Annotated in this window: 18 protein-coding genes; 15 read left to right on the plus strand and 3 right to left on the minus strand. The window is 56.2% G+C overall.

Annotation, left to right across the window (positions count from 1 at the left end; all coding sequences use genetic code 11):
• The first annotated feature begins 163 nt into the window (after positions 1–163).
• From BM352_RS18205 to rfbA, 10 genes are all read left to right on the plus strand, one after another.
• Positions 164–961, plus strand: a complete 798-nt coding sequence (locus BM352_RS18205) for a DeoR/GlpR family DNA-binding transcription regulator (protein ID WP_090220535.1) — start codon at positions 164–166, stop codon at positions 959–961.
• A gap of 58 nt (positions 962–1019) precedes the next feature.
• Entirely contained in the window at positions 1020–1997 is a 978-nt protein-coding gene (gene phnD, locus BM352_RS18210; RefSeq protein WP_090220537.1) for a phosphate/phosphite/phosphonate ABC transporter substrate-binding protein, read from the plus strand.
• A 69-nt stretch (positions 1998–2066) separates the two neighbouring features.
• Positions 2067–2864, plus strand: a complete 798-nt coding sequence (gene phnC, locus BM352_RS18215; RefSeq protein ID WP_090220539.1) for a phosphonate ABC transporter ATP-binding protein — start codon at positions 2067–2069, stop codon at positions 2862–2864.
• Positions 2861–3673 carry a phosphonate ABC transporter, permease protein PhnE gene (phnE, locus tag BM352_RS18220; RefSeq protein WP_090220541.1) on the plus strand — a complete coding sequence of 271 codons (813 nt, stop codon included), beginning with the start codon at positions 2861–2863 and terminating at the stop codon, positions 3671–3673. The genes phnC and phnE (BM352_RS18220) overlap by 4 nt, the downstream gene beginning before the upstream one ends.
• On the plus strand, positions 3673–4488 hold the full coding sequence (phnE, locus tag BM352_RS18225; RefSeq protein ID WP_090220543.1) for a phosphonate ABC transporter, permease protein PhnE: 816 nt from the start codon (positions 3673–3675) through the stop codon (positions 4486–4488). The genes phnE (BM352_RS18220) and phnE (BM352_RS18225) overlap by 1 nt, the downstream gene beginning before the upstream one ends.
• A gap of 5 nt (positions 4489–4493) precedes the next feature.
• Positions 4494–5393 carry a TIGR01459 family HAD-type hydrolase gene (locus BM352_RS18230; protein WP_245781048.1) on the plus strand — a complete coding sequence of 300 codons (900 nt, stop codon included), beginning with the start codon at positions 4494–4496 and terminating at the stop codon, positions 5391–5393.
• A 154-nt stretch (positions 5394–5547) separates the two neighbouring features.
• Complete coding sequence (gene rfbC / locus BM352_RS18235; RefSeq protein ID WP_090220548.1) at positions 5548–6117, plus strand: dTDP-4-dehydrorhamnose 3,5-epimerase; 570 nt, start codon at positions 5548–5550, stop codon at positions 6115–6117.
• Positions 6114–7154, plus strand: a complete 1041-nt coding sequence (rfbB, locus tag BM352_RS18240; RefSeq protein ID WP_090220550.1) for a dTDP-glucose 4,6-dehydratase — start codon at positions 6114–6116, stop codon at positions 7152–7154. The genes rfbC and rfbB overlap by 4 nt, the downstream gene beginning before the upstream one ends.
• Positions 7151–8017, plus strand: a complete 867-nt coding sequence (gene rfbD, locus BM352_RS18245; RefSeq protein WP_090220553.1) for a dTDP-4-dehydrorhamnose reductase — start codon at positions 7151–7153, stop codon at positions 8015–8017. Before rfbB ends, rfbD begins: the two co-directional genes overlap by 4 nt.
• Positions 8014–8955, plus strand: a complete 942-nt coding sequence (rfbA, locus tag BM352_RS18250) for a glucose-1-phosphate thymidylyltransferase RfbA (RefSeq protein WP_090220555.1) — start codon at positions 8014–8016, stop codon at positions 8953–8955. Before rfbD ends, rfbA begins: the two co-directional genes overlap by 4 nt.
• Here rfbA and BM352_RS18255 read toward each other — a convergent pair.
• Positions 8944–9702: an ABC transporter permease gene (locus BM352_RS18255; RefSeq protein ID WP_090220557.1), complete on the minus strand. Its 759-nt coding sequence runs from the start codon at positions 9700–9702 to the stop codon at positions 8944–8946. The genes rfbA and BM352_RS18255 overlap by 12 nt on opposite strands.
• Before the next feature lie 100 nt (positions 9703–9802).
• Here BM352_RS18255 and BM352_RS18260 point away from each other — a divergent pair, with 100 nt between their 5' ends.
• The 5 genes from BM352_RS18260 to BM352_RS18280 all read left to right on the plus strand — a co-directional run bounded on the left by BM352_RS18260 (position 9803) and on the right by BM352_RS18280 (position 15928).
• Entirely contained in the window at positions 9803–11044 is a 1242-nt protein-coding gene (locus BM352_RS18260) for a KpsE/RkpR family capsule polysaccharide export protein (RefSeq protein ID WP_139229872.1), read from the plus strand.
• 9 nt (positions 11045–11053) lie between these two features.
• A complete protein-coding gene (locus tag BM352_RS18265) occupies positions 11054–11734 on the plus strand; it encodes an ABC transporter ATP-binding protein (RefSeq protein ID WP_090220561.1) in 681 nt (226 codons plus the stop codon).
• A complete protein-coding gene (locus BM352_RS18270; RefSeq protein WP_090220563.1) occupies positions 11731–12651 on the plus strand; it encodes a glycosyltransferase in 921 nt (306 codons plus the stop codon). Before BM352_RS18265 ends, BM352_RS18270 begins: the two co-directional genes overlap by 4 nt.
• Positions 12652–13017: 366 nt before the next feature.
• Positions 13018–15189: a glycosyltransferase gene (locus BM352_RS18275; protein ID WP_245781049.1), complete on the plus strand. Its 2172-nt coding sequence runs from the start codon at positions 13018–13020 to the stop codon at positions 15187–15189.
• 22 nt (positions 15190–15211) lie between these two features.
• The gene (locus tag BM352_RS18280) at positions 15212–15928 is read left to right on the plus strand and encodes a CatB-related O-acetyltransferase (protein WP_175500738.1); all 717 of its coding nucleotides are present in this window, start codon (positions 15212–15214) and stop codon (positions 15926–15928) included.
• Positions 15929–15950: 22 nt separating this feature from the next.
• Here BM352_RS18280 and BM352_RS18285 read toward each other — a convergent pair whose 3' ends face one another.
• Positions 15951–16730, minus strand: coding sequence for a Stf0 family sulfotransferase (locus BM352_RS18285; protein ID WP_090220570.1), 780 nt, complete (start codon positions 16728–16730; stop codon positions 15951–15953).
• A gap of 20 nt (positions 16731–16750) precedes the next feature.
• Positions 16751–19423 carry a calcium-binding protein gene (locus BM352_RS18290; protein WP_139229874.1) on the minus strand — a complete coding sequence of 891 codons (2673 nt, stop codon included), beginning with the start codon at positions 19421–19423 and terminating at the stop codon, positions 16751–16753.
• Positions 19424–19632: the final 209 nt, after the last annotated feature.

A 19632-nucleotide genomic window follows, 5' to 3' on the forward strand; every position in this document is an offset into this window, starting at 1 on the left:
AGGAGTCACTTTTCCACCATCAATCCTTTGACCTCCAAAAGGCCGTTAGCCAATCGGACCACTGAAATGTGCTATATGCAACATTTTTTCTTGCAATAAAGTGGAGAAGGCCACAGTTTTGGCGGCAAGTTGGGGGCTTTCACTCGAAAATTAGAAGGCGTTTATGTCGCTTGATGTTGGACTAGAAACACGGCCGAAGCTGAAAAAGCAGGAGCGTCGCGAGCATATTCTGCTTGAGCTGCGACTGCGGCCGCATGTTCGCATCTCCGAGTTGGCAGAACGGTTTCGCGTGTCGACAGAGACCGTCCGGCGCGATTTGGAAAAGCTAAGTGCGGACGGCCTTTTGGACCGTGCGCATGGTGGCGCATCCGCTCTGGCGTCCGGCCACTATCCGGGCTTTGATGAACGGGCCTCCGCCCGCGTCGAGGAACGCGAACGGATCGGGCGTATGGCCGCGAGCCTTGTGCAACCCGGTGAGACGTTAATGGTTGATTCCGGCTCCACCACTGTGCAGTTCGCCCGCTTCCTTGCCTATGACGGGACGCCCTGCATTGTGATTACCAACAGCTTTCCGGTGGCGATGGCCCTTGGCCAAAGCGATGCGGCAAGCGTTATCATGTGTCCGGGTGACTACCTGCCATCGGAATCTGCCGTCATCGGAACCGACGCCGTCGAGTTTTTGGAACGCCATTCGGTCGACCGGTGCCTGATCGGCGCGACGGGCATCAGTGAAGGGGGGCCGTCGGAAACCGTGAGGGGGTTTGCGGCGATCAAGCGCGCGATGTTGCGCAGAAGCACGGTGTCACACCTGCTGGTCGACTGTGAGAAATTTGGGCGAAAAGGGCTCGCCCAAGTCGGGAACCTGTCAGACATGACGTCTGTGATTTCCGATCAAGAGCCTGAGGAAGAGCTCGCAAGCTGGCTCCGACGCGCAGATGTCGAAGTGCTTGTCGCCCGTTGAATTCGAAAGCGCCTGACTGGAAACGGCAGGCCACTATGCAAAACCAAGGGAGGAAACCATGAGTGAACTTAGAAAGATGTTGGCAGCGACCAGTGCGGTAGCTGTTATGTCGTTGGCTGCTTCGGGCGCGTGGGCGCAGGACTGCCCGCGTGGCGATCTCGACGCGCGCTACTGCGACAGGGACGGCGACATGATCGCTGACGTGCCAGAAGATGAGTCCCAGCTGCTGGACCCCAACCCGCTGATCTTCGCCTACACTCCGGTTGAGGATCCTGCCGTCTACAAAACAGCGTGGGCCGACTTCCTTGATCACCTGAAAGAGAAAACCGGCAAAGATGTCGTGTTCTTCCCTGTGCAGTCGAATGCCGCACAGATCGAAGCCATGCGCTCCGGCCGCCTCCACATTTCAGGGTTCAACACCGGCTCCAACCCGCTGGCGGTGAACTGCGCGGGCTTCAGCCCGTTTACGATCATGGCGTCGAAAGACGGCGGCTTCGGGTATGAGATGGAGATCATCACCTATCCTGGCTCCGGCGTGGAAAAGGTCGAAGACATCAAGGGCAAACAGCTTGCCTTCTCGTCCCCGACTTCCAACTCCGGCTTCAAGGCGCCCTCGGCAATCCTGAAATCCGAATACGGCATGGAAGCGGAGCGCGACTTCGAACCTGCCTTCTCGGGCAAGCACGACAACACCATTCTTGGCGTGGCCAACAAGGACTACACCGCGGGAGCTATCGCCAACTCGGTGCTGACGCGGATGATCGAGCGTGACGTGGTCAAGCCGGAGCAAGTGGTCTCGATCTACAAATCCCAGACCTTCCCGACGACCGGCTTTGGCACCGTCTACAACCTGAAGCCAGAATTGCGCGCGCAAATCAAAGACGCGTTCTTCAGCTTTGACTGGGAAGGGACGAGCCTACAGGAAGAGTTCTCCAAGTCCGGCGAGGAGCAGTTCCTTGAAATGAATTACAAGGAATTTTGGGACGTGATCCGCAAAATCGACGCGGCGAACGGCGTAAGCTACGCCTGCGAATAGGGTAACATCCCTTTGGCGGCGCTCGATTCAGGGCGCCGCCACTCTGACTTTCTCCAATCGAGGCTGGATATGCTGAAACTCAAAAAGCTCGTGAAAACCTATCGCACGGGCGATCAAGCCTTGAAGGCAATAGACCTAGAGGTGCCGGAAGGGCAGGTGCTGGCGCTGATCGGCCCCTCGGGTGCCGGTAAATCAACCCTGATCCGCTGCATCAACCGACTGGTCGAACCTACCTCCGGAGAGGTGTGGCTGGGTGATATCGAACTGACGCATCTGAAATCATCTGGCTTGCGCCGCGCGCGCCGCGAGATGGGCATGATCTTTCAGGAATACGCCTTGGTCGAGCGTTTGACTGTGATGGAAAACGTCCTGTCCGGTCGCTTGGGCTATGTCGGCTTCTGGCGCAGCCTCACGCGCCGCTTCCCGCAATCTGATGTGGACGAAGCGTTCCGCCTGCTTGATCGTGTAGGCCTCTTGGAGATGGCCGACAAACGCGCGGACGAGCTGTCCGGCGGCCAGCGTCAACGCGTCGGCATCTGCCGCGCCCTGATCCAGAACCCCAAACTGCTGCTGGTGGACGAGCCTACGGCCTCGCTTGACCCGAAGACCAGCCGCCAGATCATGCGCCTGATTTGCGAGCTGTGCGCCGAACGCGGGCTTGCCGCGATTATCAACATTCACGACGTCGCCCTCGCACAAATGTTCGTGCAAAGGGTTGTTGGTTTGCGCTTTGGCGCGATCGAATTTGACGGCCCGCCTGACGCTTTGGTGCCGGAAGTCCTGACCACGATCTACGGCGAGGAAGACTGGGAAGCGACGATCAAGAAAGTCGAAGACGACGACACAGAAATCGAGGCCGCAGAGTGAGCACAGAACTAGAAACCATTCTGGGCCGGAAATGGCGCCGCCCGCCCTTCGTTGAAAATCCAGTGCTGCGGTGGGGCCTAATCGCGGGCTTCGTGGTCTACCTGATCGCCGCCTATATGACGATCGAGATCAATTGGTCCCGCGTCTATGAGGGCTTGGACCGGGGGGCGGCATTTGTGCTGGCTTTCACCAGCCCCGACTTTGTCTCTCGCGCGTCGGACATTTGGGCCGGATTGCTGGAAAGCATCATCATGACTGTCGCCGCATCCGTGGTCGGCATCCTGATCTCCATTCCTATCGGCCTTGGCGCCGCCCGCAATATTGCACCTTTGCCGGTCTATCTGGTGTGCCGCGGGATTGTCGCCGTCAGCCGCGCCTTGCAAGAGATTATCGTTGCCATTCTGCTCGTCGCAATTTTCGGTTTCGGCCCGTTGGCAGGTTTCCTGACACTTAGCTTTGCCACCATCGGCTTCCTGTCGAAACTGCTGGCCGAGGACATCGAAAGCATGGACCGCGTTCAGGCCGAGGCGATCCGTGCGTCGGGTGCGCGCTGGACGCAATGGATCAACTACGGTGTGCAACCACAGGTGATGCCGCGTCTGGTGGGCCTGTCGATTTACCGGCTTGATATCAACTTCCGCGAAAGCGCCATCCTTGGGCTGGTGGGTGCGGGGGGCATTGGTGCCACGCTGAACACCGCTTTTGACCGCTACGAGTATGACACCGCCGCCGCGATCCTGATCCTGATTATCGTGATCGTCATGGCGCTGGAATATATCTCCGGCATTGTCCGCGCGAGGGTCCAGTAATGCCCGTAGAACAGAGAGGCGGCACGGCTATTTGGCGCCGCAGAACCACCAAGCAGTCTTTGATGCACTGGGCGATGTGGCTGATCGGGACAGCGATCTTCATGTATTGCTGGCAGCAAATTTCCAACGCGACGACGTGGTTTTTCGTCTGGGATGCACCGCGCATTGCGGGCGATATCTGGTCGCGGGCCACGCCGCCACGGTGGGAATATATCTCTCAACTCGGCCGCCCGATCTGGGACACCTTGAATATCGCCACCTTGGGCACCTTGATCTCGCTTTGCATCGCGGTGCCGGTGGCGTTCCTCGCGGCTCATAACACAACCCCGTCGCGGCTGTTCATCCGTCCGCTGGCGCTGTTCGTCATCGTTTCGACACGCTCGATCAACTCGCTGATCTGGGCCTTGCTGCTGATTGCCATCATCGGCCCCGGAGTGTTTGCGGGGGTGGTCGCGATTGCGATCCGTTCCATCGGGTTTTGCGCGAAGCTGCTCTACGAAGCGATCGAGGAGATCGATGAGGTTCAGGTGGAAGCCATCACCGCAACAGGGGCGTCGCGCTGGCAGGTCATGGCTTACGGGATTGTCCCACAAATCCTTCCTGCTTTTGCTGGCATTGCCGTGTTCCGCTGGGACATCAACATTCGTGAATCCACGGTTCTGGGTCTTGTCGGGGCAGGGGGCATTGGCCTTCAGCTTTCGGCGTCGCTGAATGTCTTGGCGTGGCCGCAGGTCAGCCTGATCCTGTTGGTGATCCTTTTTGCAGTTGTGATCAGCGAATGGGTGTCTGCCAAAGTCAGGGGGGCGATCATTTGAGCGCCATGGACACCGCGACAGCACTCGCGGCGTATGAGGCCGTGCGCCACCGTCTCCCGCAAGCTATCCCTGCGCAGAACGCTCCGACCCATGTCGCGACGCTGGAGGATATTGCAGATCAGTATGACGCTTTCTTGCTGGATGCGTTCGGCGTGCTCAACATCGGGGAAACCGCCATCCCTGGTGTGATCGAGCGGATCGAAACCCTGAAAGCGCAGGGCAAACGGGTGATCGTGGTGTCGAATGCCGCGGGTTTTCCCCACGCCATGTTGATGGAGAAATACCAACGCCTTGGCTATGACTTCGCGCCCGAAGACGTCATTACCAGCCGCGCCACGCTGCTATCTACCATAGGCTCTCACAGCAAGTTGCATTGGGGTTTGATGGCCACCCGCAGCACCGGTCTTCGCGACCTAGAAGAGCTGCACGTCACCTATGTTGAGGAAGACCCAGCACCTTACGCAGATGTCGACGGTTTTCTGATGATCGGCAGCGCAGCTTGGACCGAAAAGCGCCAAGCGCTGCTGGTTCAAGCCCTGAGAGATCGCGCAAGGCCGGTTTGGGTGGGCAATCCCGACATTGTGGCCCCGCGCGAAACCGGCTTTTCGATAGAACCCGGGCACTTCGCGCACCGTCTTGCGGATGAGACAGGGATTCAGCCAAGTTTCTTCGGCAAACCTTTCGGCAATATCTACGATCTGGCGTTCCAACTGTTGGGACCGGATATTCCCCGAGACCGGATCGTCATGGTTGGCGACAGCCTGCACACTGACATTCTGGGCGCACAGACCGCCGGCATCGCGTCTGCCCTAATTGCGGAGTACGGCTTTTTTGCAGGCCACGACATCCAAGGCGCGATTGAGCAGTGTGGTATCATCCCGACCCACATTGTGACACGGCCCTAAGACCTAAAAGTCCTTCAACGGCTTCGTCGGCAACAATCTTTTCTTAACCACTTTGTGGTGCCTTGAAGTTATTGCGCTGCACTCCGACAGAGATTGGCCTTGCCTTGGCACTGTCGGCTTTGATGCGGGCTTTAGTCGACAAGGATGCAAAAAGATGCAGGTCACCGCTACAGCCTTGCCTGAGGTATTGGAACTGATCCCGAAACGAGTGGCGGACGCACGCGGTTACTTCAGTGAGACATGGAATTCCAAGTCACTGGCGCAGGTCGGGATTGATTTGAGTTTCTGCCAAGACAACGAGTCATTCTCTGCGCGCAAGGGCACATTGCGCGGGTTGCACATTCAGGCCCCACCCAATGCGCAGGACAAACTGGTGCGGGTTGTTGCAGGCGCTATCCTGGATGTTGCGGTGGACATTCGCGAGAGCTCCGCGAATTACGGCAAATGGGTTGGGGTGGAGTTGAGTGCGGCCAAAGGCAACCAGATTTTTGTGCCCCAAGGCTTTTTGCACGGCTTCGTTACGCTCACGCCCGACACGCATGTGATCTATAAATGCAGCGCTTTCTACGCGCCTCAATCGGAATTGAGCGTCAGGTGGGACGACCCCGTTCTTGGGATTGATTGGGGGGTGCAAACCGACCAGATCATTCTGTCTCGAAAGGACGAGCAAGCGTTATCCGTTTCCGAGCTGGGAGCCCTTTTGAAGTGTGGTGCAGTGGCATGAAGATTCTGGTGACCGGCGGAGCAGGGTTCATCGGTTCTGCCGTTGTGCGCGAAGCAATTTCGCAAGGGCATAGTGTGCTGAATGTCGACAAGCTAACCTACGCCTCATGTTTGACTAATGTGAGAACTGTGGAGCAAAACTTGGGCTATTCATTTGCCCAGGCCGATATTTGCGACGGTCAGGCGATGGCTGCGTTGATCTCGCAGTTTCGCCCAGATGCGATCATGCATTTGGCGGCGGAGTCTCATGTAGACCGATCCATCGATAGGCCGGGGGCGTTTGTTGCCACCAATATTTCGGGCACTTACACCTTGCTCGAAGCCGCACGGAAATACTGGCAGGATGCTGGGCGCCCTGACGGGTTTCGGTTTCACCATGTTTCCACGGATGAGGTTTTTGGTTCCTTAGCTGATACGGGCGCGTTCACCGAAGACAGCCCCTACGCTCCGAACAATCCTTACTCGGCCACCAAAGCGGCAGCCGATCATTTGGCTCGGGCATGGCACGAAACCTACGGGTTGCCTGTGGTGCTCTCGAATTGTTCGAACAACTACGGACCCTATCAGTTCCCAGAAAAGCTCGTGCCGGTTGTGATTTTGAATGCCTTGGCGGGGCTATCAATTCCTGTTTACGGCTCTGGCAAGCACATGCGCGACTGGCTTTATGTCGAAGACCATGCCCAAGCGTTGCTGACAGTTGCCACCAACGGAGCGACCGGGCGCAGCTACAATATTGGTGGTGGGAAGGACCTTTCCAACTTGGAACTGGTGCAAACCATTTGCAGGATTATGGACCAATTGCGGCCGGCGGGTCATCCGTATTCCGATCTGATTTCCTTCGTGCCAGACCGTCCGGGTCATGACCGCCGATATGCCATTGACGCGACCCGCATCCAAGCCGAGTTGGGCTGGCAGCCAAAGGTCACACTGGAGGAAGGGCTAGAAAAAACGGTTGGTTGGTATTTGGCGAACGCGCACTGGTGGCGTCCACTTCAGGAGCGCTCAGGTGTCGGACGACGGTTGGGTCTGACAGCGTGAAGGTTCTGGTTTTCGGAGGGGCGCACGGGCAGGTCGCGACCAGCTTGCGGCGGCAATCTGGTAACCGGATACAGATACAGAGCCTTGGGCGCGATAGCGTTGATTTTCGGGTGGGCGGACAGATCACGGCGGCAATTCAGGCGACAGATGCAGACGTGATTATCAACGCGGCAGCCTATACGAACGTGGATAAAGCCGAGCACCAGCCCGAGTTGGCCGAACAGATAAACCACCTTGCGGTGGCAGAGATCGGGCGCGCTGCCGCCATGCGTGCGATCCCCGTGCTTCACATTTCGACGGACTATGTGTTCTTCGGAACTGGGGAAACACCTTGGCGGCCCCACGACCCGACGGACCCAAGAAGCGTGTACGGCGCATCAAAGGCCCGAGGGGAGCAAGCACTGGCGCAGGCGGGTGGCTGCTTTGCGATACTGCGCACGTCTTGGGTGTTCTCGGCAGGTGGCCAGAATTTCGTTCTGGCCATGTTGCGCTTGGGCGATGATGAGTCGATCGTGCGGGTCGTGAAGGATCAAATCGGCGGGCCAACCAGCGCTGATGATATCGCGCGGGCTCTGCTGACCATCGCTCAGAGACTGGTCGCGGGTAGATCCGGCGGCGGGGTGTATCATTTTTCGGGCGCACCGGACTGCAGTTGGGCAGAATTCGCACACGAGATTTTCACACAGGCAGGCCGAAATGTTCGCGTTGTTCCGATCCTTTCGGAGGACTACCCAACGGTCGCTATTCGGCCACGCAACTCCAGGCTCGACTGCGCATCGTTAGAGCAAGAGTTCGGGATATTCCGACCGGACTGGCGGGTTGGTTTGGCAAATGTGCTGCAGCAATTGGGAGCAATATCTTGAAACCTCGCAAAGGGATCATTCTTGCTGGCGGATCGGGCACACGGCTTTATCCGATCACACTTGGCCTCTCGAAACAGCTGCTACCGGTGTATGATAAACCAATGATCTTCTATCCGATCTCGACGCTTATGCTGGCCGGCATCCGAGAGATTGCAGTCATCACAACCCCTCATGATCAAGCCCAGTTTCAATCTGTGCTGAAAGATGGCTCTCAATGGGGGGTCTCGTTTGAATGGATCGTCCAAGATCAGCCGGAAGGCCTGGCGCAGGCTTATATTCTCGCGCGGGATTTTCTTGCCGGAGCGCCGAGCGCCCTCATTCTGGGGGACAATATTTTCTTCGGACATGGGCTGACTGAGTTACTGAAGCAAGCCTCCGCCAGCGCGAGAAATACCATTTTTGGCTATCAGGTTCGCAACCCCGAATGTTACGGCGTCGCGGGGTTTGCGCCGGATGGCAGCGTGTCCAGCATTGTCGAAAAGCCAAAATCGCCTGCATCAAATCTTGCGATCACCGGTCTCTATTTTCTTGATGAGTCCGCCCCAGATCTGGCCGATCAGGTAGAGCCTTCCGCCCGTGGTGAGCTGGAAATCACGACGCTTCTAGAGATGTATCTCAAGATGGGTCAACTCGCCGTCGAGAAACTTGGCCGAGGGTTTGCGTGGCTTGATACTGGCACACATGCGAGCCTGCTGGACGCTGGTAATTTCGTGCGCACATTGGAAGACCGACAAGGCCTGCAAACCGGCTGCCTTGAAGAGATTGCATTCCATCAGGGATGGATTGACGCCGCCCATCTGCGAGACCGCGCACGTTTGTTTGCAAAGAATGACTACGGTTTGTATTTGCAGCGCGTTTTATTGGATGCGGCAACCAATGAGTTCAATCTGGACACGAAAGCGGAGATCGATGCGCGGGCCCGACGGTTAGCCGTTTAAGATCCGCCCCCGTGCGTGTCGTGCCAGAAAAACAATCCCGAGAACCATCAGGATCAAGGCCAGTCCAATAACACAGGCGACGCCTTGAGGGTCGAAACTGTAGTGGCGATAGATGCCGTCTCGTGCCACTGCGATGACGTGAACAATCGGATTGTACCACAGCCAATCTTTGTAGGGTTGGGGCAGTTGATCGGGAAGAAACAGCACACCTGACAGCATGAAAAGTGGGCGGTTGATGATCGCCCATACCCTTTCCCAAACCGGAAAGAACTCGAACAGCACAATATTCATTGCCCCGATCGCAAGACCGAGCAACGCCGCCAGCACCAGACTTGCCGCCAATGTGATCGGGTCGAGATTAAGCGGCAGGCCTTCGACAAGCGTGATCCCCGACACCACCACCATCCAGATCAATGTGTGCGTCAGCATGGCCAAAGCAAATCTGGCAAGCACGGCATCAAGCCAGTTCACCACAGGATATGCCAGAAGTGGTCGAGAATACCGAAGTGACAACGCAGTCTTTTGGGCGACATCGCTATACGTCGCAAAGGCGAGATACCCGCTTGCATAGAACATCGCAAAACTGTTCCCCAAGGGCGGGTTCTTGAAAAACAACGAAAACACAAGGCTCAGCAAACTCACCGCGGCCACGGGTTCTAAAATGATCCAGCCATATCCGCCTAAACTGCGCCCATGTGTTGTAGCAATTTCACGCAGCATAAGTGTGGCGACTGGTCTGAAAGGCATGACGGATAGATCTCTCGATATGATTAGGAGAATTTTGAGATTTCATAGCTAACCATCAGAGGTGAATAGCACGTTACTCCGCAGACAAAGGGTCTTGGACATGAGCACTGCACTAGCCACCCCTCGTCGAGAAATTGCTGCACGTAACAAGCTTGTAGAACTGGCACCGATAGTTGAGCCATCCCCACCGCAGGTGCCTCGCACGACCCGAATGAAGCGTGGGAAACGGCGATATATTGGTCTGACCTTAAGCTTCATTCTTTGCGTTCTGATCCCCATTGCGGCCACGGTCTGGTACCTGAGCGAGCGTGCCGCAGATCAATACGCGTCCTCCGCAGCATTCGCGATCCGGACCGAAGAAGCCTCGCTTGGCCTTGATTTGCTGAGCGGGTTTGCTGCCATGTCCGGTAGTAGTTCCAGCGACATCGACATTCTTGACAGGTTTCTGATCAGTCAGGATCTTGTGACCAAGATCCAATCCAAACTGAACCTGCGCAAAGTCTGGTCGAAGCCGCGTAATGCAGATCCGGTGTTTTCATTTGATCCAGATGGCACGATTGAGGACCTGACCACGTTCTGGCAGCGCATGGTTCGCGTGGACTACGATTCCAGCAGTGGTTTGATTGAGGTGGAGGCCAAGGCATTCTCAGAAGTCGAAGCGCGCCAAATTACTCAAGCCATTCTGGCGGAAAGCACGCATCTGATGAACCATCTTTCGGACGGGGCGCATCAAAGCATCATCAAGTCCGCCACCGAAGAATATGAACGCGCCAAATCACGGCTACGAGACGTACGGCTTGCCGTGTCGGCTTTGCGTGCCAAAACGGGAATGATGGATCCGGAAGCGGGGCTGAGCGGTGATCATGGTGTCGTTCAAAGTTTACAGGAAAGCCTTGCGAATGAGCTCGTCAAACTCGATTTGCTGCGCAGCAATCTAGGCGAGAGCGGACAGCAGGCTCGCAATGCCAACGATATCAGAATTGAGCAAAACGAGATCAAGATCGATGTTCTCAGGAGCCGGATTGCCCAAGAGCGGCAAAAGTTCGACGCGAATGACGGCGCCGGATACTCCGAGATCATCGCCAAGTTTGAAGAGCTGTTGGTGGAGCAGCGGTTCGCTGAGGAAGCATATGTTGCGACAACGGCGGCGCTTGATGCTGCTCGCGCTGAAGCGCGCCGGAGTTCCCGATATTTAGCGGTTTTTGTCCAGCCGACCGAAGCGGAACGGGCACTTTATCCGCGACGTGTGCTTATTAGCGTGCTCGTCGGGATGTTCACGCTGTTGCTGTGGGGCCTGTTGGCCTTGGTCTACTACAGCGTCCGTGATCGTAGGCCAGTCTAGGCTATCGTGATGGTCAAACTAGAAGACGTCTCCAAGAGCTTTCGTCAAAAAGGTCAGACCATTCCAATTGTTCTGAACGCGAGCTGCACGTTTCCGGGTCGCGATGCTGTTGGACTGCTGGGACGGAACGGAGCCGGAAAATCCACGTTGTTGCGCATGATCGCCGGACTGGAACAACCGGATACCGGGACGATCCGTATTGAAGGCAGGGTGTCATGGCCGGTTGGATTTCAGGGGAGCTTTCATCCCGACCTGAGTGGATTGGAGAACACGCGGTTTGTGGCGCGGCTGTATCGCATCGATACCAATTGGATGACGCATTTTGTAAGAGAATTCTCCGAACTTGGCGCACAGTTTAACCTTCCATTTCGGAGTTACTCGTCTGGAATGCGTGCGCGGCTTGCATTCGCTGTCTCCATGGCAGTGCCATTCGATACCTATCTCATTGACGAGATCACGGCGGTCGGTGACGCAGCATTTAGAAACAAGTGTGAACGCACCTTGACCGACCGGCTAGACACGAGCGGGGCGATAATTGTGACGCATTCGATGGAGTTCCTGCGCCGGACCTGTCGGTCTGGTGTCGTTCTGGATGGCGGGGCATTCTTATACTTCAAGAAAATTGAGGACGCGATTGCGCACCATCTGGAGCGAATGAAAACCGTGGAGCGAGGTCGTTATTGCGTATGAACTGCTCCACAAATACGCAGATCCATGTTGCTCTCATTGCGTACAACGGGGCGAGATTTCTCCCTGCGCAACTCGAGAGCCTTAGCGCTCAATCGCATCAACCGGCGTCCGTTTGGATATCCGACGATGGTTCTGTCGATCATACGCTAGAACTGGTTAACGCGTTTCAGAAAGCTGCGCGGTTCCCGGTCTATGTGAGGCAGGGCCCAAAGCAGGGTGCGGCAGCGAACATGGCTGAACTTGTCCACCAAATGCCGGGCGGGGCTATCGCTACTTGTGATCAGGATGACGTCTGGCGGCCTGACCGGCTGATGTGGGCGGCTGCGCATTTTGGAAATAGCTCCAGCAAAAAACCCATGGTTCATGTTTGCGCCCGCGCACCAGTTCTTTGGCGGCGGACAGCGCCCCCGCGACCCAGTTTTGCCAACGCTCTGGCCGAAAACGCTGCGCCGGGTAATTCAGTGGTTTTCAATGCTGAAGCCGTCAGGGTGTTGCAGGGGCAATCGCTGACCTCAGCACGCTACGCCCCCTTTTTTGATTGGTGGGCATTTCAGTTGGTGTTGGGGGTAGGCGGGCTGGTGTCGCTTGATCCGCGACGCGGCCTCTTCTATCGCGCACATACCAAGAATGTTCTAGGGCCGCGCTACAGTTACAACGGATTGGTGTCACGCGCGCGCAACCTCGCCAATGGAACATATGCCAACTGGGTTTTGGCTCAGGCCGAAGCATTGTCACGCGCCTCTCACGTCCTGTTGCCAGAACACCGTTCAACCTTGGCCGAATTTCTGGCTCTTGCTAGGGATGGTCTGTGGCACAGCTCAGTGCGCCGGAGATCGCAGATTGAACAGCTGTGCCTCCGTGCGGCTTGGAGATGGAACAGGCCGAATCCTCGCGAGGTTAACCAGAGATTCACTTAGGGCAGGTCATTGTGTCTCCAAAGGAAGGGTCGAGGAAACGCAGTGCTACGCCGTTTGAAATATCTCTTTGAATGCTACGTCGCCGCGAAAGATTTGTGTCGCAGATCTGGCGGCCCGCTTATGGCGGAAGACGGCCGGTTGCTAGGTTATATCGACATCATTCAAGTGGTCGGGCGCAGGCTTGTTATCCAAGGCTGGAGCACGTGCCCCAAAGTGCACCTGTCCCTTGGTGATAGTCGCGAAGAGACAGTGCCGAATATTGATAGAGCCGATCTTGCACAGCATGCAACACCCGGCCAAGGAGAGGCTTTGGGTTTTGCGCTGGCTGTGCCCTACCAAGAAGGGCCGTTCACTTTAACGCTGGGCATGGCAAAGGTGCGGTACAGTTTTGAGAGGCCGAGCTTTCCGTCCGCCTTAGTCCGGCGGGCAAGATACAGGTGGCTCCCGTCTTTCGCCCTCAGAGTGCTGCGTGTTCTCCCGCATGTCGCGGTATGGTATGTTGCGAGGAAGAACAGCGCGCGGGATCGAATTAGGGCCGCATTCAGTGTTCAGCCAGAGGCAAATATTGGGGCACTCAGGTTTGAAAAATTGCCGAGATCAGAGCCTAAGCCTGTGCCGCTCACGATCATTCTGCCGGTTTTTAATGCGTTTGATCTGCTTAAAGAATCGTTGGTTCGGGTCACAAACAACACCGATTGCCCGTGGCATCTAATTATTGTCGAGGATTGCTCTACAGATCGCCGCGTTAGGCCGTATCTGCGCAAATGGAGAAGTGATCATAATAGGGCCTTTCCAGCTCAAATTACGCTGATTGAGAACCCTTCAAATCTTGGTTTCATCAGGTCGGTAAATCGTGCGCTGGTGCTTGCAAGGAAGCGCGGGCATCACGTCGTTCTTCTGAATTCAGATGCACTTGTACCACAAGGCTGGGCATCTCGTTTGCTCGCTCCGATCGTCGCAGATGACAGCGTCGCCAGTGTCACGCCGCTGTCCAATGATGCCGAGATATTCTCTGTCCCGGTGATGTGCCAAAAAGCCGTTCTTGCGCCCGGCCAATGCGATGAAATCGATGCTGTCGCGCGCAGATTGCCTATTGGTTCAAAAGGGTCAGATGCGCCTACGGGCGTCGGCTTTTGCATGGCGCTTAATCAGAAATTCTTGGAGAAATTGCCGCAACTGGATCCGAGCTTCGGGCGCGGATACGGAGAAGAAGTCGATTGGTGTCAAAAGGCGCGGGCTCTTGGTGGGCGTCACTTGGTACAGCCACGGCTGTTTGTCGAACATCGCGGGGGTTCATCGTTTGGTGCGGATGCGAAAAGCACGCTTATCACGCGGAACAATGCCCGGATCTCGGTGCGCTATCCCAACTATAACTCCGACGTTCAAGCCTACATCCGAGACGATCCATTGCGAACAGCGCGGCTTGCATTGGGATTGGCCTATGTTGCTCAGGCCATGAAGGGGGAGGTGGCGTTGTATCTGGCCCACTGCTGGGGTGGCGGCGCCGAGTATTATCTTCAGAATAGAATTTCCGCTGACTGTGCCGAGAAAGGCGGGGCGATTGTGCTGCGTGTTGGTGGACCCCGTCGCTGGCATTTAGAACTGCACACCCCACTTGGGCTGACACACGGCGGGTGCGAAGATGTTGAGATAATCGAACAGCTTTTGAGCACTGTTGAGAAGTTGCGTGTAATTTACTCCTGCGCCGTCGGTGATCCTCGGCCACACGAGATTCCAGACGTTCTTGTTCGTTTAGCGCGGGGGCGTCCGATTGATGTTCTGTTCCACGACTACTTTCCGTTGTCTCCCTCCTATCACTTGCTCGACCAATCTTCCGAATTTCACGGCATACCCGACACATCTTCCGAAGATCAGGCGCATCAGTTTTCATCGATGGGCGGGCAAAATGCTGTTCCTCTACGCGGCTGGCGCGCCGAATGGGATAAGCTACTTCTTCAATCAGATAGGTGCGTTGCCTTTTCGAATGCGAGTGCTGACCTGATCGGAAAAGCTGTGCCGCACCTTGCGTCGAAGATCGTCGTTCAACCACATCAATTGCATCACCCGATACCAAGCCTCCGCTTTTCTGGCGGTGCAGGAAAAAGCATCGGCATCCTCGGGAACATCAATGCCCACAAAGGGGCTCAGATTGTAACGGACCTAGCTAGGAAGCGCCGCGAAACAGGGCAGGGGCCGGTTGTGCTTATTGGCGAACTTGATCCGGCTTACACGTCTCCAAGTGGCTTGGTTGTCCACGGGCGTTATGCACTTTCCGAAATGGAAGCTCTTGTGAAACGCTACGGGATTGGAGCATGGGTGATCCCCTCGATCTGGCCGGAGACGTTTTCCTATACGACCCACGAAGCGCTTGCGACCGGACTGCCAGTTTTCGTCTTTGACCTTGGGGCCCAAGCCGAAGCCGCGGCTCGGGCTTCCAATGGGCAAGTTGTTCCATTCGGCCCGTCAGAGCGTCGTGCAGATGATCTTTTTGACGCGATCCTCGCCGCCCACGTCTTAAGGGGTAAGGCTGTTGCATAGGCGCGCCATCCCAATCCAAGATATGAAGCGTCGCGGTGTCGAAGTGCTAAACCGCGCGGGCGGCGTCGTGATGATGCCGCCCAAGTTTAAGTTGGAAGCTCCGTGCAGCCTCAAGTGGGTGGATTACGAGCATTCCTTGGAACTTGGCGCCTTCTCCTATCATGTGTCCGGCTATGCCTTCGCGAGCCGTATCGGGCGATATTGCTCCTTTGGCGAGAATGTTCAGATTGGACGCCAAAACCACCCGACAGGTTGGGCTTCTACGAGTCCGGCCTTCTACCTCCAAAGCCAACTCTTCAATGTTGGAACCGTATTCGAGCATTCGGATGACTATCATGGATTTCTGCCAGCTCCACGTTCCACGCCGACCCAGGTTCAGGTTACTCAGATCGGCAATGACGTCTGGATAGGCCACGGTGCGCTGATCTGTGCTGGCGTGAACGTTGGCGACGGTGCGGTGGTGGCTGCGCATTCGGTCGTCAGTCGAGATGTGCCGCCTTATACGGTTGTTGCTGGCAATCCAGCTGTCATCAAGAAGCACCGGTTCGCACCGGAGTGGATCTCGCCAATGCTCAGGTTGAAATGGTGGAGATACGCGCCTTGGCAACTGCGCCATCTTGATATCAGTGACGTGAAAGCGTTTGTCGCGGGCGTTTCCGAAATGCGCGATACCGCGCCTTACACCGCTGATATAGTTTCCGATGCGGAATTTAGCGGTAATGCGATGTCGGGCCAATAGGCGGACAAAGCGCAAGCGCCTGTTAGTCCAACGACTGGCGCAACTCCGCAAGGAACCGTCGACGGAACACGTCGTTCTGCTTTGTCGCTTGCCGAGCAATATGAGGCGGCCCTGCTGTCCAGCCGCTTAGGTCAGTGTTAAGGAAGCTGGCGATATCGGCAATTACGCTTTCGGGGCTTTCAACGAGCTCCTCATAGGTGACGTGCAAACGCCGAAGAGACGCCGCATCGCACAGAATGCGCACGATCTGTTCCGACAGCAAACTCGATTGAACGAGTGAGCGGAGCTGCATCGGACGGTATTGCGGGCGAACGTCTGAGCGTGCAGCTTGCGCACTGGTCCATTGCTTCGTTTGGTCCGCAATCATCAAGGAGATTGCTTGGCCTATGGTATCGCTGCGGGTCATATGAATGACGTGGACGCCACTGAACATTCTATCGATCCTGCAACGAAACAGCATCGCAAGCTGATCCCACGACGTCTTGAAACCATAGATTTGTCCGGCTTCGATCGGTGCTTCGCAGAGGTGAAGGATATAGTCAGGAAACGACCGCAAACCATGCGCTGCGCAGGTTTTTATCACGGTATCAAAGTTCAACTGCTCATGAAATCCACCAAACGCAGGCGTGTCCCTAAGATAGCCCGCCAACAGGTTCGAGCCGCAGCGGTTCGAGAATGCAAGGCAGACTAACGGAACGTCAAAAACCGGAGCATCTTCAACGTAGTGCAACCCGGCGCCAAACTGGCGCGTAAGCTGCTTTTCGTGAATGCCTGGTTCCGAGAGTAGATCAAAGATAGACATGGTCGGAACTTAAGGCGCGATCAGTTAATTATGTCGTAAGAGACTTCCAAAGTGACTGCTCCAAAGACCTCCAAAATGTTCTCCCCACCAAAGTCAAACTGGACGCCACCAGCGACGATATGACCGAAACTACTTAGCGGCTGTCCTTCGAGCATGCCTGCATCTATGCGTAGGGTATCCCCGTCAGCCGCCACAAAATCCATCACGCTGTCGTTCCCTCCGGTGAACAGAAAGACATCTGCACCGTCGCCGCCATAAAGGGTGTCGTTGCCGTCCCCGCCATCCAGAATATCCGCGCCATCGCGGCCGAATAATACGTCATCGCCACTCCGGCCGATCAGCATGTTGTCATTGTGGTCGCCTCGCAGATTGTCGCTTGCGTAGCCACCCGCCAAGTCCTCAATGCTGTCATATGTGTCGCCGACGGCAATTCCGGTCGAAAGCGAAGGTATCATTAGATCAACCCTGATCCCGACAGCGCTTTCCCGGTAGTCTGCCCGGTCACGTCCTGCGCCGCCAAAATGGGCGTCCGCATCTGCGCCACCCATGAGGACGTCATCACCATCGCCACCATATAAAGTGTCGTTCCCCCACCGACCGAAGAGCCAATCGTTTCCGTCGAGGCCGTGGATGACGTTGGCTCCAGTTGTACCGCGCAAGTTGTCATCGAAGGCTCCACCTGAAAAATTCTCGATGGCAATGTAGCGATCCCCGAAGGCCTCACCGAGATTAAGGTAGAGGTGCCTCGGGTCGACTCGAACACCCTGTGTGGCGTTGGCGTAATCCGCAGTATCTGTTCCACCCCCTCCGGCGAGGGTATCAGCCCCCAACCCACCGTTGAGCCAGTCATCCCCATCTCCACCAGCTAATACGTCATCACCACCCAGACCAAATAGGACGTCATCGCCGCCCCAGCCGATGAGCTGATTGGCGAAGCCATCGCCTGTCAGATGGTCATCGAATTCCGACCCGCCGATGTTTTCGATGGCAGTTAGAGAGTATCCAGCAGCCGCGCCCCCATTTTCACCGGCAGACGCGAGATTGACGACGACAGCCGTCGCAGAGTCAAAAAACGCAACCTCGTCAATCCCGCTGCCACCATCGAACTGGTCAATTCCAGCGCTGTAGAGGAAAATATCGTCGCCGGACAAACCGCGCATAACGTCGTCGCCTGAGGTGCCTTCCAGAATGTCGTCGTCTTCGGTGCCCAACACGATTCCTTCAATCGCAGCGGAGTTGTCTCCTGCATGTAGGCTCGCTGCAGTATGATTGAGGGTGAAGACATCTTGCGTGGCGAAATCAGACTGCGTGAGTGCACGACCGTCATTCGAGAGAACGGTTAGACTTTCGCTTCCAAATTCGATCCTGATGCCGTTGGACAATGGGGTAAAGGTTAAGGCCTCCATGGAATAGACCTGCCCCCATCGGGAAAGATCCAGTTTATCCACGCCCACCTGGAAATCACTTATAAGATCCGGCTGACCGTCAGCGGTGAGTGCAAACAGATCAGCGCCTGCGTCGCCAGTCAGATCGTCGGACCCGGCACCGTCTAGAATGATGTCGTCAAGAACCCCGCCTGACACCGCACCCCCCCCAGACCCCGCTTGCACGATGTCGCCCAAGGACGAAATGTCGTAAGTGAAGTACGAGAAAGCCCCATTGCCTTGCCCGTATGCAAACAGGCGAAGCTGGTCACCGTCGATGGACATTCCGATGTCGGTGACATCTTCCAGTTGATTGATCTCTGTTTGGGCAAGGGACGAAAGATGCTGAAGGGTGCCGTCGGGCAACAGCATCAAAAGCGTCAGCCCGTCGTCCATGCCTCCAACGAGCACAAAAGCCTTGTTGCCTGTCACCAGTGTCTCGACCTTACTCACGGACTGAAATCTGGTGAACTGGTTGTCGTTGATGTGATCCGTGAGGGTCATTTGACCGTCCGCTGCCAACTGCAGCACAGACAGTGACGAGGTTTGCGTTGCGGCCAAGACCGCGAAGGTTTCTCCGTCTAGATCAACGATCTTTATGTCAGAGGGCCCGTTGATGCCCAGCCCGTCGACAGCTCCTCGACTATCGGTTTGCGTCAAGCTGCCATCAGGGGCGAGCGTGAAACTTGTCAGGCTATCTTGTGTGGCAGAGGCGACCAGCACCAAAGGTTGACCCGCGACAGTTGCGGTCGCGATCGCCGAAATGTCGCCCGCGTCATCTGACTCAGGCAATGTTGCAAGGATCTGCATCTGTCCCGCCGCCGACACAATGAAACTGGTCAACTTGCCGGAGGCTTCATGACTGGCAATAAACATCTGGGTGCCGCCTGTCTCGATGGTTGCAATGTCGCTGAACGCTTGTCCAAGACTGCCCTCCAGCGTCACAGGTGGCGCGAGCGTTCCGTCAGCGCCAATGGCGTAGGTTTGAACCGCGCTATACCCATCTGACAGGCTGAAGAGTGTAGGGACGCCATTGAGTGTCATCTGCCGAAAGACAGCGCCGCTGTAGTCCAGCGCTCCGCCGGTAGCGATCAAGGTTTGAACCGCAAGCCCCGAGGTTGGAGAGATGCTGATCCTCTGCGCCACACCGCTATTAGCGTCGAGCGCGATGATGCTGTCGCCTAACGCCGTTTCGACAACGGTTATGCCGGACAATGGCGCGTCGCCATCTGTCACAGTGATTACGTCTCTGAGTTGAATCGACGTCATGTGAACCCCCAGTTCTACCTTGGTCACGTTTTGCAATTCGGAGGCTCTTGGGTTGGGGCGGCTTGTGGCGAAGGCGTGGCATTTCACGCTGACTTTCCAAAAATTATTGATCAAATTTTTCGACTTCGTCCAACTCGCTCAAATTTTACGGATTGGGCGCGGGCAGCGATAAGGGGGATTTAAGAGTGACGTTGCAGTGTGAACGCTCG

It is taken from the genome of Litoreibacter janthinus (assembly GCF_900111945.1).
GTDB classification, from domain to species: domain Bacteria; phylum Pseudomonadota; class Alphaproteobacteria; order Rhodobacterales; family Rhodobacteraceae; genus Litoreibacter; species Litoreibacter janthinus.

Coding starts and splice junctions, on each gene's coding strand:
- BM352_RS18205 (WP_090220535.1), top strand. CDS start 164: ATGTCGCTTGATGTTGGACTAGAAACACGGCCGAAGCTGAAAAAGCAG.
- phnD (WP_090220537.1), top strand. CDS start 1,020: ATGAGTGAACTTAGAAAGATGTTGGCAGCGACCAGTGCGGTAGCTGTT.
- phnC (WP_090220539.1), top strand. CDS start 2,067: ATGCTGAAACTCAAAAAGCTCGTGAAAACCTATCGCACGGGCGATCAA.
- phnE (WP_090220543.1), top strand. CDS start 3,673: ATGCCCGTAGAACAGAGAGGCGGCACGGCTATTTGGCGCCGCAGAACC.
- BM352_RS18230 (WP_245781048.1), top strand. CDS start 4,494: ATGGACACCGCGACAGCACTCGCGGCGTATGAGGCCGTGCGCCACCGT.
- rfbC (WP_090220548.1), top strand. CDS start 5,548: ATGCAGGTCACCGCTACAGCCTTGCCTGAGGTATTGGAACTGATCCCG.
- rfbB (WP_090220550.1), top strand. CDS start 6,114: ATGAAGATTCTGGTGACCGGCGGAGCAGGGTTCATCGGTTCTGCCGTT.
- BM352_RS18255 (WP_090220557.1), bottom strand. CDS start 9,702: ATGCCTTTCAGACCAGTCGCCACACTTATGCTGCGTGAAATTGCTACA.
- BM352_RS18260 (WP_139229872.1), top strand. CDS start 9,803: ATGAGCACTGCACTAGCCACCCCTCGTCGAGAAATTGCTGCACGTAAC.
- BM352_RS18265 (WP_090220561.1), top strand. CDS start 11,054: ATGGTCAAACTAGAAGACGTCTCCAAGAGCTTTCGTCAAAAAGGTCAG.
- BM352_RS18270 (WP_090220563.1), top strand. CDS start 11,731: ATGAACTGCTCCACAAATACGCAGATCCATGTTGCTCTCATTGCGTAC.
- BM352_RS18275 (WP_245781049.1), top strand. CDS start 13,018: ATGGCAAAGGTGCGGTACAGTTTTGAGAGGCCGAGCTTTCCGTCCGCC.
- BM352_RS18280 (WP_175500738.1), top strand. CDS start 15,212: ATGAAGCGTCGCGGTGTCGAAGTGCTAAACCGCGCGGGCGGCGTCGTG.
- BM352_RS18285 (WP_090220570.1), bottom strand. CDS start 16,730: ATGTCTATCTTTGATCTACTCTCGGAACCAGGCATTCACGAAAAGCAG.
- BM352_RS18290 (WP_139229874.1), bottom strand. CDS start 19,423: ATGACGTCGATTCAACTCAGAGACGTAATCACTGTGACAGATGGCGAC.